This window comes from Paracoccus sp. L-17, from assembly GCF_056857655.1.
Genome location: NZ_JBSXNM010000046.1, coordinates 241,431 through 253,953, shown reverse-complemented (window position 1 = coordinate 253,953; position 12,523 = coordinate 241,431). Strand labels below are relative to the sequence as shown.

General features: G+C 64.7%; 16 protein-coding genes. 10 read left to right on the top strand and 6 right to left on the bottom strand.

Going from position 1 to position 12,523, the window contains the following annotated elements; all coding sequences use genetic code 11:
• Positions 1-6: 6 nt before the first annotated feature.
• From trpB to AC13CR_RS18115, 5 genes are all read left to right on the top strand, one after another.
• Positions 7-1,233, top strand: a complete 1,227-nt coding sequence (trpB, locus tag AC13CR_RS18135; protein WP_446232306.1) for a tryptophan synthase subunit beta — start codon at positions 7-9, stop codon at positions 1,231-1,233.
• A gap of 241 nt (positions 1,234-1,474) precedes the next feature.
• Complete coding sequence (locus tag AC13CR_RS18130) at positions 1,475-1,834, top strand: hypothetical protein (protein ID WP_293014253.1); 360 nt, start codon at positions 1,475-1,477, stop codon at positions 1,832-1,834.
• 169 nt (positions 1,835-2,003) lie between these two features.
• Positions 2,004-2,486: a hypothetical protein gene (locus tag AC13CR_RS18125; protein ID WP_482900936.1), complete on the top strand. Its 483-nt coding sequence runs from the start codon at positions 2,004-2,006 to the stop codon at positions 2,484-2,486.
• Positions 2,487-2,510: 24 nt separating this feature from the next.
• Complete coding sequence (locus tag AC13CR_RS18120; RefSeq protein WP_292951035.1) at positions 2,511-3,050, top strand: helix-turn-helix transcriptional regulator; 540 nt, start codon at positions 2,511-2,513, stop codon at positions 3,048-3,050.
• 168 nt (positions 3,051-3,218) lie between these two features.
• Entirely contained in the window at positions 3,219-4,025 is an 807-nt protein-coding gene (locus AC13CR_RS18115; protein WP_482900935.1) for a hypothetical protein, read from the top strand.
• 140 nt (positions 4,026-4,165) lie between these two features.
• Here the strand turns inward: AC13CR_RS18115 and AC13CR_RS18110 are convergent, their stop codons facing one another.
• The 3 genes from AC13CR_RS18110 to pth are packed head-to-tail and all read right to left on the bottom strand — an operon-like array spanning position 4,166 to position 6,393.
• A complete protein-coding gene (locus AC13CR_RS18110) occupies positions 4,166-4,540 on the bottom strand; it encodes a DUF2237 family protein (RefSeq protein WP_293014262.1) in 375 nt (124 codons plus the stop codon).
• Positions 4,541-4,600: 60 nt separating this feature from the next.
• On the bottom strand, positions 4,601-5,674 hold the full coding sequence (locus AC13CR_RS18105; RefSeq protein WP_482900934.1) for a DUF2332 domain-containing protein: 1,074 nt from the start codon (positions 5,672-5,674) through the stop codon (positions 4,601-4,603).
• Positions 5,671-6,393 (bottom strand): aminoacyl-tRNA hydrolase, encoded by a 723-nt coding sequence (gene pth / locus AC13CR_RS18100; protein ID WP_292978192.1) that lies wholly within the window; start codon positions 6,391-6,393, stop codon positions 5,671-5,673. Before pth ends, AC13CR_RS18105 begins: the two co-directional genes overlap by 4 nt.
• 142 nt (positions 6,394-6,535) lie before the next feature.
• Here pth and AC13CR_RS18095 point away from each other — a divergent pair, with 142 nt between their 5' ends.
• The 5 genes from AC13CR_RS18095 (at position 6,536) to AC13CR_RS18075 (ending at position 10,010) form a co-directional block, all read left to right on the top strand.
• Positions 6,536-7,168, top strand: a complete 633-nt coding sequence (locus tag AC13CR_RS18095) for an ATP-dependent Clp protease proteolytic subunit (protein WP_292952461.1) — start codon at positions 6,536-6,538, stop codon at positions 7,166-7,168.
• A 165-nt stretch (positions 7,169-7,333) separates the two neighbouring features.
• Positions 7,334-8,599 carry an ATP-dependent Clp protease ATP-binding subunit ClpX gene (gene clpX / locus AC13CR_RS18090; RefSeq protein ID WP_292952464.1) on the top strand — a complete coding sequence of 422 codons (1,266 nt, stop codon included), beginning with the start codon at positions 7,334-7,336 and terminating at the stop codon, positions 8,597-8,599.
• A 194-nt stretch (positions 8,600-8,793) separates the two neighbouring features.
• Positions 8,794-9,177 (top strand): NADH:ubiquinone oxidoreductase subunit NDUFA12, encoded by a 384-nt coding sequence (locus AC13CR_RS18085; protein WP_292952467.1) that lies wholly within the window; start codon positions 8,794-8,796, stop codon positions 9,175-9,177.
• Positions 9,178-9,663 (top strand): outer membrane lipid asymmetry maintenance protein MlaD, encoded by a 486-nt coding sequence (gene mlaD, locus AC13CR_RS18080; protein ID WP_292952470.1) that lies wholly within the window; start codon positions 9,178-9,180, stop codon positions 9,661-9,663.
• Positions 9,660-10,010, top strand: a complete 351-nt coding sequence (locus tag AC13CR_RS18075; RefSeq protein ID WP_292952473.1) for a DUF2155 domain-containing protein — start codon at positions 9,660-9,662, stop codon at positions 10,008-10,010. Before mlaD ends, AC13CR_RS18075 begins: the two co-directional genes overlap by 4 nt.
• On the opposite strand, the gene aat is transcribed toward AC13CR_RS18075, so the two are convergent.
• Genes aat through accB form a run of 3 tightly spaced genes read right to left on the bottom strand, consistent with a single transcriptional unit; the run spans position 9,977 to position 12,489 of the window.
• Positions 9,977-10,606 (bottom strand): leucyl/phenylalanyl-tRNA--protein transferase, encoded by a 630-nt coding sequence (aat, locus tag AC13CR_RS18070; RefSeq protein ID WP_292952476.1) that lies wholly within the window; start codon positions 10,604-10,606, stop codon positions 9,977-9,979. The genes AC13CR_RS18075 and aat overlap by 34 nt on opposite strands.
• 10 nt (positions 10,607-10,616) lie before the next feature.
• Positions 10,617-11,963, bottom strand: a complete 1,347-nt coding sequence (gene accC / locus AC13CR_RS18065; RefSeq protein ID WP_292952479.1) for an acetyl-CoA carboxylase biotin carboxylase subunit — start codon at positions 11,961-11,963, stop codon at positions 10,617-10,619.
• A gap of 7 nt (positions 11,964-11,970) precedes the next feature.
• Positions 11,971-12,489 (bottom strand): acetyl-CoA carboxylase biotin carboxyl carrier protein, encoded by a 519-nt coding sequence (gene accB / locus AC13CR_RS18060; RefSeq protein ID WP_293766520.1) that lies wholly within the window; start codon positions 12,487-12,489, stop codon positions 11,971-11,973.
• Positions 12,490-12,523 lie beyond the last annotated feature (34 nt).

Here is a 12,523-nt window from a genome sequence, read left to right as displayed (position 1 = left end):
AGACCCATGGCCGACGATCTGGTGAACAGCTTCAAGACCGGCCCCGATGAACAGGGCCGCTTCGGCATCTATGGCGGCCGTTTCGTCAGCGAGACGCTGATGCCGCTGATCCTGTCACTGGAGGCCGAATACGAACGCGCCAAGACCGACGCCGATTTCTGGGCGCAGATGGATGATCTCTGGACCCATTATGTCGGTCGCCCCTCACCGCTCTATCATGCCGAGCGGCTGACCGAACGGCTGGGCGGGGCGCGCATCTACATGAAACGCGACGAATTGAACCATACGGGCGCGCACAAGATCAACAACGTGCTGGGCCAGATCCTTCTGGCCCGGCGGATGGGCAAGACCCGGATCATCGCCGAAACGGGGGCGGGCCAGCACGGCGTGGCGACCGCCACGGTCTGCGCCCGGTTCGGTCTGCAATGCGTGGTCTACATGGGCGCGCATGATGTCGAACGGCAGGCGCCCAACGTGTTCCGGATGCGCCTGCTGGGCGCCGACGTGATCCCCGTCACCAGCGGTCGCGGCACGTTGAAGGATGCCATGAACGATGCGCTGCGCGACTGGGTCACCAATGTCCGCGACACTTTCTACTGCATCGGTACCGTGGCGGGGCCGCATCCCTATCCCGCCATGGTCCGCGATTTCCAGTCGATCATCGGCAAGGAAGCGCGCGAACAGATCCTCGCGCGCGAGGGGCGTCTGCCCGACACGATCATTGCGGCGATTGGGGGCGGATCGAACGCGATGGGCCTGTTCTACCCATTCCTCGACGACAGCGAGGTCGCGATCATCGGCGTCGAGGCGGGCGGCAAGGGCGTGGATGACCGGATGCAGCATTGCGCCAGCCTGACCGGCGGGCGCGCGGGGGTGCTGCATGGCAACCGCACCTATCTGTTGCAGGACGAGGACGGGCAGATTCTGGAAGGCCATTCGATCAGCGCCGGGCTGGATTATCCCGGCATCGGGCCGGAACATGCCTGGCTGAAGGACGTGAACCGGGCGCAATATGTCAGCATCACCGACGACGAGGCGTTGAGAGCGTTCCAATTGTGCTGCGAGACCGAGGGCATCATCCCGGCGCTCGAACCCAGCCACGCTTTGGCCCATGTGATGAAGATCGCGCCCGATCTGCCGGCGGATCATCTGATCGTGATGAACATGTGCGGTCGCGGCGACAAGGACATCTTCACCGTTGCCAAGCATCTGGGTGTCGATATCCGGGCCTGAACCCACGCATCCGCGAATCGCGCCATGGCCGGGGCACCGCATGAGGGGGCCAGGCGCAACAGGCTCTCCGCAATCGGCCGGGGCGACCTCCCAGGTCTGTTTTTCTTTCGTGTTTTCAGCATGGCACTTTCGTTTATCGCGCCGATCCTGGTCCCGTGGTCCAATGGGCTGCGGCCACCTTGGATTGCTAGGTTTGCAAGACGCCGGGACGATCCGGTGCCAAGCACAAAAGGAACACGACATGCGCACGAAATTGAGCCTTGCAGCGACAATCCTGATGCTGGGGGCGGCTGCTTCCTATGCCCAGGTGAACAGGACCGTCAACACGCAGGGCGCGGTCAACCTTCACGCCAACTCGGCCGGCGACACGGCCGAGGACAGGTCCGGCGCGGACAACGATTCGGTCGAGCATTCCAGCACCCAGGGAGGCAATGCAGGCGTCGACAATGATTCTGTCAGCCACGAAGCTCAGGGTCAGGACAGCCACGACGACGGCAAGGGCGATGCCGAGAAGGCGGATGACGGCAAGGGCGATGCCGAGACGGCGGATGATGGCCCGGGTGGCTCCGACAACCATGCCGATGGTGAGCAACAGGATTGATTGCCGCCGGCCTTCGCCCGATAATCCGAAAACCCGCCGAGCGCGGAATCCCGCAAATCGGGTGCTTGCAAACCCCAGGTGACGGGCGCGATCGCGCCCGTCCTCCTGTCTGGATCCGGAAAGAACCGTGACGATATCAGACGCCCGTCTTGGACTCTTTTTCGCGCTGGTGACCGCGACGATTGCCGGAACATCCGCATTCGCACAAACCGCGACGCAGGTGGCGCCTGCGCCCACGACCCAGACGGAAAATCAACCTTCGGACATCTCGTCTCAGGTGACGAGGCAACTTCTGTCGCAGGGCTATCGCAACGTGACGGCACGCCGGACACTTCTGGGCAAGCTGGTCATTACGGCAAGAAAAGATCGCTTCGACCGGGAAATCGTGATCGACCCGCGAAACGGTGCGATTCTGCGCGACCTGTTGCGGCGCCCCCGCCAGTTCGACGGCCCGGATCCGTCGACGGCAAGCGATCGCTCGCGGCCGGGCATAGCGATCGGTCACTACGGCGAAGAGGGTTCCGATGGAAAGCAACCCACCGCAGAGGGAAGTGACGAGATCGGCGACAACGGGCACGACAACTCCGGTGACCAATCAGGCGATCGGTCGGAAAGCAATTCCGAAGGCGGTGAGGGCTCGGACGATGGATAAGTCCGCGGTCGACCGGGTTCGCCGATGCTGAAGCACATTCCTCTGATCGTCATTCTCATGTTGCAGACTGTCTCGGCCGCCTATCTGGTGCGCGACATGGTGCTGTCGGTGGCGGGGATCTATTTCGAACCTCTTTCCTGGCAGTATACCGAATATCTGGACATCGCCGCCGCGGCGGGACTGCTTGGTGGGATCGGGCTGGGCGCGCGGATGCTGGTGATGACCCTGCGCGGCCGGCATGCGGCCGAGGCCAAGCTTCGCCGTGCCTCGACCGCCTTCATGGAACTGACTGCGCAGCGGTTCTGCGAATGGAATCTGACCCCGGCTGAACGGGACGTGGCGCTTTTCGCCCTGAAAGGACTGTCCGTGTCGGAGATCGCCGCCCTGCGCGGTACATCGGAAGGCACGGTCAAGGCTCAGACCACCTCGGTCTACCGCAAGGCCGGCGTGACCAGCAGGCCGCAATTGCTCAGCCTGTTTATCGAGGATCTGTTCGATCCTGATCTTTCCCCGATCCAGCCGCAGCCACGCAAGGATTCCCTGATCGGCGCCACGGGACGATGATCCGCTGGCGAAGGGATCACCGGCGTCGTCTCGCCCCTGCGGTCCCCTTCAAAGGGCCTCGGTGCCGGTCGGCGGAAAACCGCTTTCGTTTCGCATGACGCAGCGGCAGATGAACCGCATGGCTTCCGCCGCGCGTTTGGCCTCCATACCGCATGACGGAGGTTAGACATGCTGAGCAATACCATGAAGATGATGATGGCGGGCGGCAAGATCGCTGCGCTGACAGCCCTGATGGGCACCACCGCCCTGGCCCATGACGCGACCAGGATCGAGACCGAAGATGGCAACACGGCCATTGTCCCCGGTGCCGCCGCAGATGCGGAATCCTCGGTCGGAGCGGTGACGGAATCGCCTTATCCGCTGGTTGTCCAGGTCGAAAACGATCAGGTCGTTGCCGAGACGCTGATTGCGCAGGGCTTTACCGATGTCCGCATCCTGCGCGAAGGACCGATGATGACCGTCACCGCGCAGCGCGATGGACAGCCGATCGAGCTGGTCTACAGCGTGGCCAATGGAAGCTTGGTTTCGGTGAATGGCGAAGAGCTGCGCCGCGAACCCGAAGGAGCCTCGGCCGGCGATTCAAGGAATGTTCCGGCAGCCTCCGCGGGTGCCGCGACCGATTCGGATGCTGACGGCATGGATGGCGATGACGATGCGTCCGACGACGGCATGGGCGAGGACAGCAGCACCGATGACGATACCACGGGCGATGGCATGACGGGCGATGGCATGACCGATGGAATGACCGGCGACGGCATGACCGACGGCAACTCCGATGATGGCATGTCCGGTGACGACGGCTCGGACGCGGGCGCGGACAGTTCGACGGATGGCGCGGATACAGGGGCCGAAGGATCGTCGGACGGTGCGTCTGCCGGGGGCGATGCTGCGGGTGGCAATTCCAGCGGTGGGGATTCCGGCGGCGGTGATTCGGATGGCGGAGATTCCGATGGTGGCGACGGCACCAATGGGTAACGCTTGATCAGCTGTGAATTACCGGGGGCCGGATTCGTCCGGCCCCTTTTCCGGTCGTCCGGCGGACCGGCCTGGAAAACGTCGTCTTCGCACGCAAAGGATTCATGTCGGGCGCAGGTGGCCCCCTGCGCCGGGGCCTGTCATCCATTCGCTTCCGCCTGATGAGCCTGCAGCAATTCCAGCGGAACGATATCCAGCGCCCGTCGATGCGTCGCATCCAGGACCACCTTGGGCGCGGCCATTTCCTGCGCCGCCTGCAGAAAGCGCGCGGCGCACAGGCACCAGCGATCGCCAGCCTTCAGCCCGGCGAAGCGGAATTCCGGTCGGGGCGTGGACAGATCGTTGCCCAGATATTTCGACATGGCCAGAAATTCGTCGGTCACGATCACGCAGATCGTATGGCTGCCGCGATCCTCAGGTCCGGTATCGCAACATCCGTTGCGAAAGAAGCCGGTCTTCGGCCGGTCCGAACACGTCTCCAATGGCCCGCCGAGAACGTTCAGGGATGGCTCCATCCTCGTCTCCTCCTGGAAACAGGATAAACCAGCCGCGCCTGTCGGCCAATCCCCCGCCGTTCACAAGCCCGATGGCAGGGGGGCAGGGTGCCATGACACCCATCGGCCGTGAAAATCCGCGCGCCCCAGCGACCAGCCATGGACGGCGCCGTTCCACAGCCGCAGCGACAGCGCCGCGCCGGGGCCGCACCCGTCGGATTCCATCGCGAAATGCGCCAGTGGTGCGTCCGGGCCGGCCCGCGCTGCCGCAGCCTGCAGGGCGGCCGCGCAAACCCCTTGCGTCGCTTCCGGAAAATATTGTGCCGCCACGGTGTGACAGACGAATGTCACGCGCCCCGGCGCGGCCTTGGCCAGACGCGCAATCAGCCAGTCGCCCGCATCGCCCTGCGCCACCTGCGGCGGAAAGACCCGCGCCAGGTCCAGCGCGCCGCGCAGCCGGGCCAGCCGGGCCGACTGATCCGCCCAGCAATAGGCCTGCAACCGCAGCCGGTCCGCCACCGGATCGACCGGCCGCAGATCGACGCCCTCGGCCTCGGCCAACCGGAACTCTGCGGCTGGAACCTGTCCGTCCCATCGCGGCCGCAAGGTCACGCCGGCGCCCTGGTCGGACGCAGGCCGGTCGGCATGGGCGCCGGGCTGCGCGTGCGCGGGCCGCAGATGGTAATGCGCGAAATTCAGGTTCAGACCGGCCGAGGCGCCCAGTTCCAGCGCCCTCAGCGGCAAGCCACATCGTTGTGCGAGGAACCGGGCTGCTGCGATGATCGCCGCCGACCGCGCGACCTCGTTCGTCTGCGGCGGGCTGTCCAGCCAGCGCAGAAGACAGGCCTCATGCGCGGTCAGGACCGACAGCAACAGCGCCGCGTCCACCCTGCCCGAGGCATAGGCGCGGGCCAAGGCTGGGGCGGCGCCGCGCAGGACCAGCGCGTGCAGCCCGCCGCACAGCCGCAAAGGCACGGAATCGGCGCTGGATGAGGGATCGCCGCGCCAGTCCAGAACGCGCCGCGCGACCGCGCCCGAATCGTGGCGCAGGCAATCCGCAAGCAGATCGCAGACGCGCGCAGTCAGCGGTGAGCCCAGATCGCGGCAGGATCGCGCCTGATCGCGAAACGCGGCCCGAACCGCCGCTTCGTTCATCGGAACCGCCGGGTCAATGCGCGCAGACGCTCGGCCATGCTGGCCGGAGCGGCCTCGATCTCGGTCGCCGGAGCGGGATTGCCTTCGGTCCTGCCGGGCGAGGGTTTTGTGGATCCTGCCCGGTCCGGCCCGGTCCTGCCGGTATTCCGCGCAGGCTGGGTGCGGGCTGCGACGGCGTTCTGAAACCGCCCGCCATCGCCTGCGGCCAGAAACGGCGATCCATCCGCGATTCCGCGCAGCAGATCATCCAGCCAGTCGCGATCGGACCTGGCGAAGTCCGACAGAACATAGGCCGCCACCCGGTCCTTGTGTCCCGGATGGCCGATGCCCAGCCGCACACGCTGGTATTCCGGCCCGATATGCTGATGGATCGATCGCAGCCCGTTATGGCCGGCGTGACCCCCGCCCGACTTTACCCGGCATTTGCCCGGCGCAAGATCCAGTTCGTCATGGAACACGATCACATCGGCAGGCGTCAGCTTCAGATAGCGCATGGCCTCGCCCACCGATTGCCCCGACAGGTTCATGAACGTGCCCGGTTTCAACAGGGCAATGCGGTTTTCACCCAGCCGTGCCTCGATGCTCTGGCCCTGAAACCGTGCCCTCCACGGACCCAGGTCGTGGTCGGTCGCGATGCGGTCAACCGCCATGAAACCGATATTGTGACGGTTCCCTGTATATTTCATGCCCGGATTGCCCAGGCCCACGATCAGTTTCATCTGCCTCTCCCGGCGCGAAATTCGTTCCATGCCTTGCGGCGGACCTTGCCGGTTACTAAGACTCTGTCAACCTTTCGCGGCTAAGGGATGGGACAGCGCCCGGTCGAATCGCGCGGACGGGAATAACAGGCAAGGACAGACGATGAGCGATCCGGCGGAATTCTACATGAACACCCTCGTTCCCATGGTGGTCGAACAGACCTCTCGCGGGGAACGGGCCTACGACATCTTCTCGCGGCTGCTGAAGGAACGCATCATCTTCGTTTCGGGTCCGGTCCATGACGGCATGTCCACGCTGGTCTGCGCGCAATTGCTGTTTCTCGAGGCGGAGAATCCGTCGAAGGACATCAGCATGTACATCAACAGCCCTGGCGGGGTCGTGACCTCTGGCCTGTCGATCTATGACACGATGCAATATATCCGGCCCAAGGTCTCGACCCTGGTGGTGGGGCAGGCGGCCTCGATGGGATCGCTGCTGCTGGCGGCGGGCGAACCGGGGCTGCGGTTTTCGCTGCCCAACAGCCGGGTCATGGTGCACCAGCCCTCGGGCGGCTATCAGGGCCAGGCAACCGATATCCTGATCCACGCCCGCGAAACCGAAAAGCTGAAGCGGCGGCTGAATGAAATCTATGTGAAGCATACCGGGAAATCACTGGCCGAAGTCGAGGAGGCGCTGGAACGCGACCGCTTCATGTCGCCCGACGAGGCAAAGGAATGGGGCCTGATCGACGAGGTGGTGCAGCCGCGCGGCAAGGCCGAGAGTGGGAAGAAATAGACACGTTTGGGGGATTGTGACGCGGGCGCGTCATCCCTAACATGAGCAGGACGATCCGCGCCGCCGATCCTGGTGGCGGCGGAACAGACCAATGCGGCGCGGACCGGGCCCCGGCCGTGCCGCCCGTCAGGCCCCGGCGGCGGGCGGAAATGAAGGAAGTGGACGATGGCCAACCAGTCCGGCGGTGACAGCAAGAACACGCTTTATTGCAGCTTTTGCGGCAAGAGCCAGCACGAGGTCCGCAAGCTGATCGCGGGTCCGACCGTGTTCATCTGCGATGAATGCGTCGAATTGTGCATGGACATCATTCGCGAAGAAACGAAGTCCAGCGGTCTGAAATCCGGTGACGGCGTGCCGACGCCGAAGGAGATCTGCCAGGTTCTGGACGATTACGTGATCGGGCAGGAACATGCCAAGCGGGTTCTGTCGGTCGCCGTGCACAATCACTACAAGCGGCTGAACCATGGCGCGAAATCCGATATCGAACTGGCCAAGTCCAACATCCTGCTGATCGGCCCGACCGGTTGCGGCAAGACCCTGCTGGCGCAGACGCTGGCGCGGATCCTGGATGTGCCCTTCACCATGGCCGACGCAACCACCCTGACCGAGGCCGGCTATGTCGGCGAGGATGTCGAGAACATCATCCTCAAGCTGCTGCAATCCAGCGAATACAATGTCGAACGCGCGCAACGCGGCATCGTCTATATCGACGAGGTGGACAAGATCACGCGCAAGTCGGACAACCCCTCGATCACCCGCGATGTCAGCGGCGAGGGGGTGCAGCAGGCGCTTCTGAAGATCATGGAGGGAACGGTGGCCAGCGTGCCGCCGCAGGGTGGCCGCAAGCATCCGCAGCAGGAATTCCTTCAGGTGGATACGACCAATATCCTGTTCATCTGCGGCGGGGCCTTCGCGGGACTCGACCGGATCATCTCGCAGCGCAACAAGGGCACGGCGATGGGTTTCGGCGCCGAGGTGAAAGAGAACGATGACCGCGGCGTGGGTGAGACGTTCAAGGACCTGGAACCCGAGGATCTGCTGAAATTCGGCCTGATCCCGGAATTCGTGGGCCGTCTGCCGGTGATCGCGACCCTGACCGATCTGGACGAAGATGCGCTGATCATCATCCTGACCAAGCCTAAGAACGCGCTGGTCAAGCAGTATCAGCGCCTGTTCGATCTGGAAGGCGTGCAGCTGACCTTCACCGAAGATGCGCTGGACGCCATCGCCAAGCGCGCCATCGCGCGCAAGACCGGCGCGCGGGGCCTGCGTTCGATCATGGAGGATATCCTGCTTGACACGATGTTCGACCTGCCGGGCATGGACAGCGTCGAAGAGGTTGTCGTGAACGAGGATGCGGTGCTGAATGCGTCGGTCAAACCGCTTCTGATCCATGCCGATCAGAAGAAGGAAAGCGCCTCGGCCGGCTGACGGCGACGCTGGCGCCTGCTGCGGGGACAGCGCCGGTTCCGGCCGGGAGCGCCGCAGACAGGCCGGCGAAAACCGCAATCGGACGGCCTGGCTTTTTCCCTGTGCCGGCGATGCCCCTGCGCGCTGCGAAGGCTGGACCTGAGAAGCTGTTTGCGCCATAGCTTGCGGCGAAGATGATGAAGAGGCCGGTGCCGATGTCCCTGAAATCCAAGCTGCTGCGCATGTTGACCTGGTGGAACGGCCAGACATTGAACACCCAGTTCTGGACCTGGCGGAACGGCATCAAGGTCGGCGAGGACGATCAGGGCAATCTCTTCTATCGGAACAAGGACGGCTCGCGCCGCTGGGTGATCTATTCGGGCGAGGCCGAGGCCAGCCGGATCAGCCCGGAATGGCACGGCTGGCTGCACCACACCTGGGCCGAGCCGCCGACCGAAGCACCGTTGATCCACAAGACCTGGGAAAAGCCGCATGTGCCAAACATGACCGGCACCCCGGGCGCCTATTATCCACCCGGCTCTTTGTATCGGGCCGATCCCGCGCCGCGGCGCGACTATGATGCGTGGCAGCCCGAGTAGATGACGGCAGCGGTCGAGCAGCGGGCAGAGCAGCGCGCCGAATTGCTGGCCGGCGGCGTCGTTCTGGCCGTCGCCGCGGGCTTTCTGATCTGGGCCCTGGGCGGCACGATGGCCGGACGCGGCGGCTATGAATTGACAGCCTCTTTTCCAGATGTGGACGGCATCGATGTCGGCACCGAGGTTCGGCTGGCGGGCGTCAAGGTCGGCCGGGTCAGCGCCATCAGTCTGAACTCGCAGACCTACATGGCCGACGCGCGCATCAGCCTGCCCGACACCGTGGCGCTGCCGGTCGACAGCGCCGCCATCATCCAGTCGGACGGGCTGCTGGGCGGTTCCTATATCCTGATCCAGCCGGGCGGCAGCCCCGATGACCTGCGCCCGGGCGACGAGATCGAAGAGGTTCAGGGCGCCGTCAGCCTGTTGCAACTGATGATGAAATTCGTCGACAGCCAGGCCAGCGGCGACAGGGGACCGCCGCAGCCATGATCCGCGCCGCGCTTCTGGTGCTGGCGCTGGTCCAGCCGGCTGCCGCGCAAAACGTGGCGCGGGCACAGGGCGCCTTGCTGCGCGGACTGGACAAGGTGTCGGGGCGGACGACGGACATCCGGCTGCAGGTGGGCGAGGCAAAGCGTTATGACCGGCTGCAGATCAGGCTGGGCGAATGCCGGTTTCCGGCGGGCGATCCCAGCTCTGACGCATTCGCGCAATTGACCATCACCGATCTGGCGCAGAACGTCACGCTGTTCAGCGGCTGGATGATCGCCTCGTCGCCCGCCCTGTCTGCCCTGGACGACGCCCGCTATGATGTCTGGGTGATTTCCTGCCAAAGCTGATCGGCGGTGGGCAATGTCGCGCGACGGAAATCGGCATCGCGATCCAGTGCGGCCTGCAATCGCTGGCGGTAGGTTCCGCGCGGCAATTCGAAACCGCCCATCCGCGCCAGATGTGGGGTCAGGAACTGGGTGTCGAACAGCGTGAAGCCGCAACGCGCCAGGTGGCCCGACAGCCAGATCAGCGCCAGCTTGGACCCGTTCGTCCGGGCCGAGGCCATGGATTCGCCAAAGAATGCGCCACCAAGCGTCACCCCGAAGATGCCGCCGGCAAAATGACCATCACGACGGATTTCAAGCGCCTCGGCATGGCCCGCCTCATGCAGTTCGCGATACAACCGCCGCAGCGGAGCGTTGATCCAGGTCACGTCGCGGGCGGCGCAGGCAGCCACCACCGCGTCGAAATCGCCATCCAGATGCGCCGACCAGCCGCCACGCCGCAAGTCTCGTCGCAACGATCGCGATGCGTGGACACCGCCGACCGGCAGAAGCCCGCGCATCGGCGGATCGAACCAGTAAAGATTGGGGTCGTCACCGCTTTCGGCCATGGGAAAGACGCCGCGCGCGTAGCCTGCCAGCAATTGCGCGGCGCCGATCACCCCGGCCGGCTCAGCCGAAAGCCCGGTCGAGCCAGCGTTCCAGCCAGTGAATCGAATAATTTCCGGTCTGGATGTCCGGCTCTTGCAGAAGGGCGCGGAACAGCGGCATCGTGGTGTCGATCCCATCCACGATCATCTCGCCCAAGGCGCGGTCGAGCCGCGCCAGCGCCTCGCGACGGTCACGGCCATGCACGATCAATTTGCCGATCAGGCTGTCGTAATAGGGCGGGATAGAATAGCCCTGATACAGCGCGGAATCGATCCGGACGCCCAACCCGCCGGGCGCGTGGTATTGGGTGATCCTGCCGGGGCAGGGGCTGAAGGCCGGCACCTTTTCGGCATTGATGCGAACCTCGATCGCGTGGCCACGGATCGACAGCTTGTCTTGCTGAAACTCCATCTCCTCGCCTGCGGCGACGCGGATCTGCTGCCGAACCAGATCGACGCCGAAGATCGCCTCGGTCACGGGATGTTCGACCTGAAGGCGGGTGTTCATCTCGATGAAGTAGAATTCGCCGTCCTCGAACAGGAATTCGATCGTGCCGGCGCCGGCATAGCCGATCTTGGCCACTGCATCGGCGCAGGTCTTGCCGATCCGGTCGCGCTGTTCGGGGGTGATGGCGGGGCCTGGCGCCTCTTCCAGAACCTTCTGGTGGCGGCGTTGCAGGGAACAATCCCGCTCGCCCAGATGGACGGCGCGGCCGCGGCCGTCGCCGAAGACCTGGATCTCGATGTGACGCGGCTTTTGCAGATATTTCTCGATATAGACATCGGGGTTGCCGAAGGCGGCCTTGGCCTCGGCCCGGGCGGTGCGGAAGGCGACCTCCAACCCCTTTTCGTCGGCCGCCACCTTCATGCCGCGACCGCCGCCCCCCGCCGTCGCCTTGATGATCACCGGATAGCCGATTTCGGCCGCGACCTGGCGGGCTGCTTCCACGTCATCGACGCCGCCCTCGCTGCCCGGAACGCAGGGCACGCCAAGCGCCCTCATCGTGTCCTTGGCGGTGATCTTGTCGCCCATGATGCGGATATGTTCCGCGCGCGGGCCGATGAAGGTGATGCCGTGATCTTCCAGCATCTGCACGAATCCGGCATTTTCGGACAGAAATCCGTAGCCGGGATGGATCGCCTGCGCCCCGGTAATCTCGCAGGCCGAGACGATGGCCGCCATGTTCAGATAGCTGGCCGAGGAAGGCGCAGGCCCGATGCAGACCGATTCGTCGGCCATGCGGACATGCATCGCATCGGCGTCGGCGGTCGAATGAACCGCGACCGAGGCGATGCCCATCTCGCGGCAGGCGCGGATCACGCGCAGGGCGATCTCGCCCCGGTTGGCGATCAGGATCTTGTCGAACATTCTGCCCTCACTCGACGACCATCAGGGGGGCGCCGAATTCCACCGGGCTGCCATCGTCGACCAGGATCCGCTTGACCGTGCCGGCGCGGGGCGAGGGGATGTGGTTCATTGTCTTCATCGCCTCGACGATCATCAGCGTCTCGCCCTCGGCGACCTGCTGGCCGATCTGGACGAAGGGCGCGGCGCCGGGTTCGGCCGACAGATAGGCGGTCCCGACCATGGGCGAGGTCACGGCACCCGGCAGGCTGGCCGGATCGGAGTCGGCCGAATGCGCGCCAGCGGCAGGGGCGGGGGCCGGGCCGGAAACGGGCGCGGCGGTGGGCAGGGCCGGTGGTGCCGGCGCGGCAGGGGCTGCCGGCGCGGACTTGCCGTATTTCGACAGGCTGACGGTCAGGCGGTCATGTTCGCCGTATTCCCGCTTGACCGAGATTTCGCTCAATTCGCTGGCGTTCAGCAATTCCGCGAGGGACTGGATGAAGGCGACGTCGCCTTCGTGATGCTTGCCGTTCATCGAATCGTCGCTCATGCCATCCTCTGTCATGTTTTCACTGCCGTCTGCC

What these genes read in the sequence shown, in the direction of transcription:
- trpB (WP_446232306.1), top strand. Translation starts at nt 7, where the DNA reads ATGGCCGACGATCTGGTGAACAGCTTCAAGACCGGCCCCGATGAACAG.
- AC13CR_RS18130 (WP_293014253.1), top strand. Translation starts at nt 1,475, where the DNA reads ATGCGCACGAAATTGAGCCTTGCAGCGACAATCCTGATGCTGGGGGCG.
- AC13CR_RS18120 (WP_292951035.1), top strand. Translation starts at nt 2,511, where the DNA reads ATGCTGAAGCACATTCCTCTGATCGTCATTCTCATGTTGCAGACTGTC.
- AC13CR_RS18115 (WP_482900935.1), top strand. Translation starts at nt 3,219, where the DNA reads ATGCTGAGCAATACCATGAAGATGATGATGGCGGGCGGCAAGATCGCT.
- AC13CR_RS18110 (WP_293014262.1), bottom strand. Translation starts at nt 4,540, where the DNA reads ATGGAGCCATCCCTGAACGTTCTCGGCGGGCCATTGGAGACGTGTTCG.
- AC13CR_RS18105 (WP_482900934.1), bottom strand. Translation starts at nt 5,674, where the DNA reads ATGAACGAAGCGGCGGTTCGGGCCGCGTTTCGCGATCAGGCGCGATCC.
- pth (WP_292978192.1), bottom strand. Translation starts at nt 6,393, where the DNA reads ATGAAACTGATCGTGGGCCTGGGCAATCCGGGCATGAAATATACAGGG.
- AC13CR_RS18095 (WP_292952461.1), top strand. Translation starts at nt 6,536, where the DNA reads ATGAGCGATCCGGCGGAATTCTACATGAACACCCTCGTTCCCATGGTG.
- clpX (WP_292952464.1), top strand. Translation starts at nt 7,334, where the DNA reads ATGGCCAACCAGTCCGGCGGTGACAGCAAGAACACGCTTTATTGCAGC.
- AC13CR_RS18085 (WP_292952467.1), top strand. Translation starts at nt 8,794, where the DNA reads ATGTCCCTGAAATCCAAGCTGCTGCGCATGTTGACCTGGTGGAACGGC.
- mlaD (WP_292952470.1), top strand. Translation starts at nt 9,178, where the DNA reads ATGACGGCAGCGGTCGAGCAGCGGGCAGAGCAGCGCGCCGAATTGCTG.
- AC13CR_RS18075 (WP_292952473.1), top strand. Translation starts at nt 9,660, where the DNA reads ATGATCCGCGCCGCGCTTCTGGTGCTGGCGCTGGTCCAGCCGGCTGCC.
- accC (WP_292952479.1), bottom strand. Translation starts at nt 11,963, where the DNA reads ATGTTCGACAAGATCCTGATCGCCAACCGGGGCGAGATCGCCCTGCGC.
- accB (WP_293766520.1), bottom strand. Translation starts at nt 12,489, where the DNA reads ATGAGCGACGATTCGATGAACGGCAAGCATCACGAAGGCGACGTCGCC.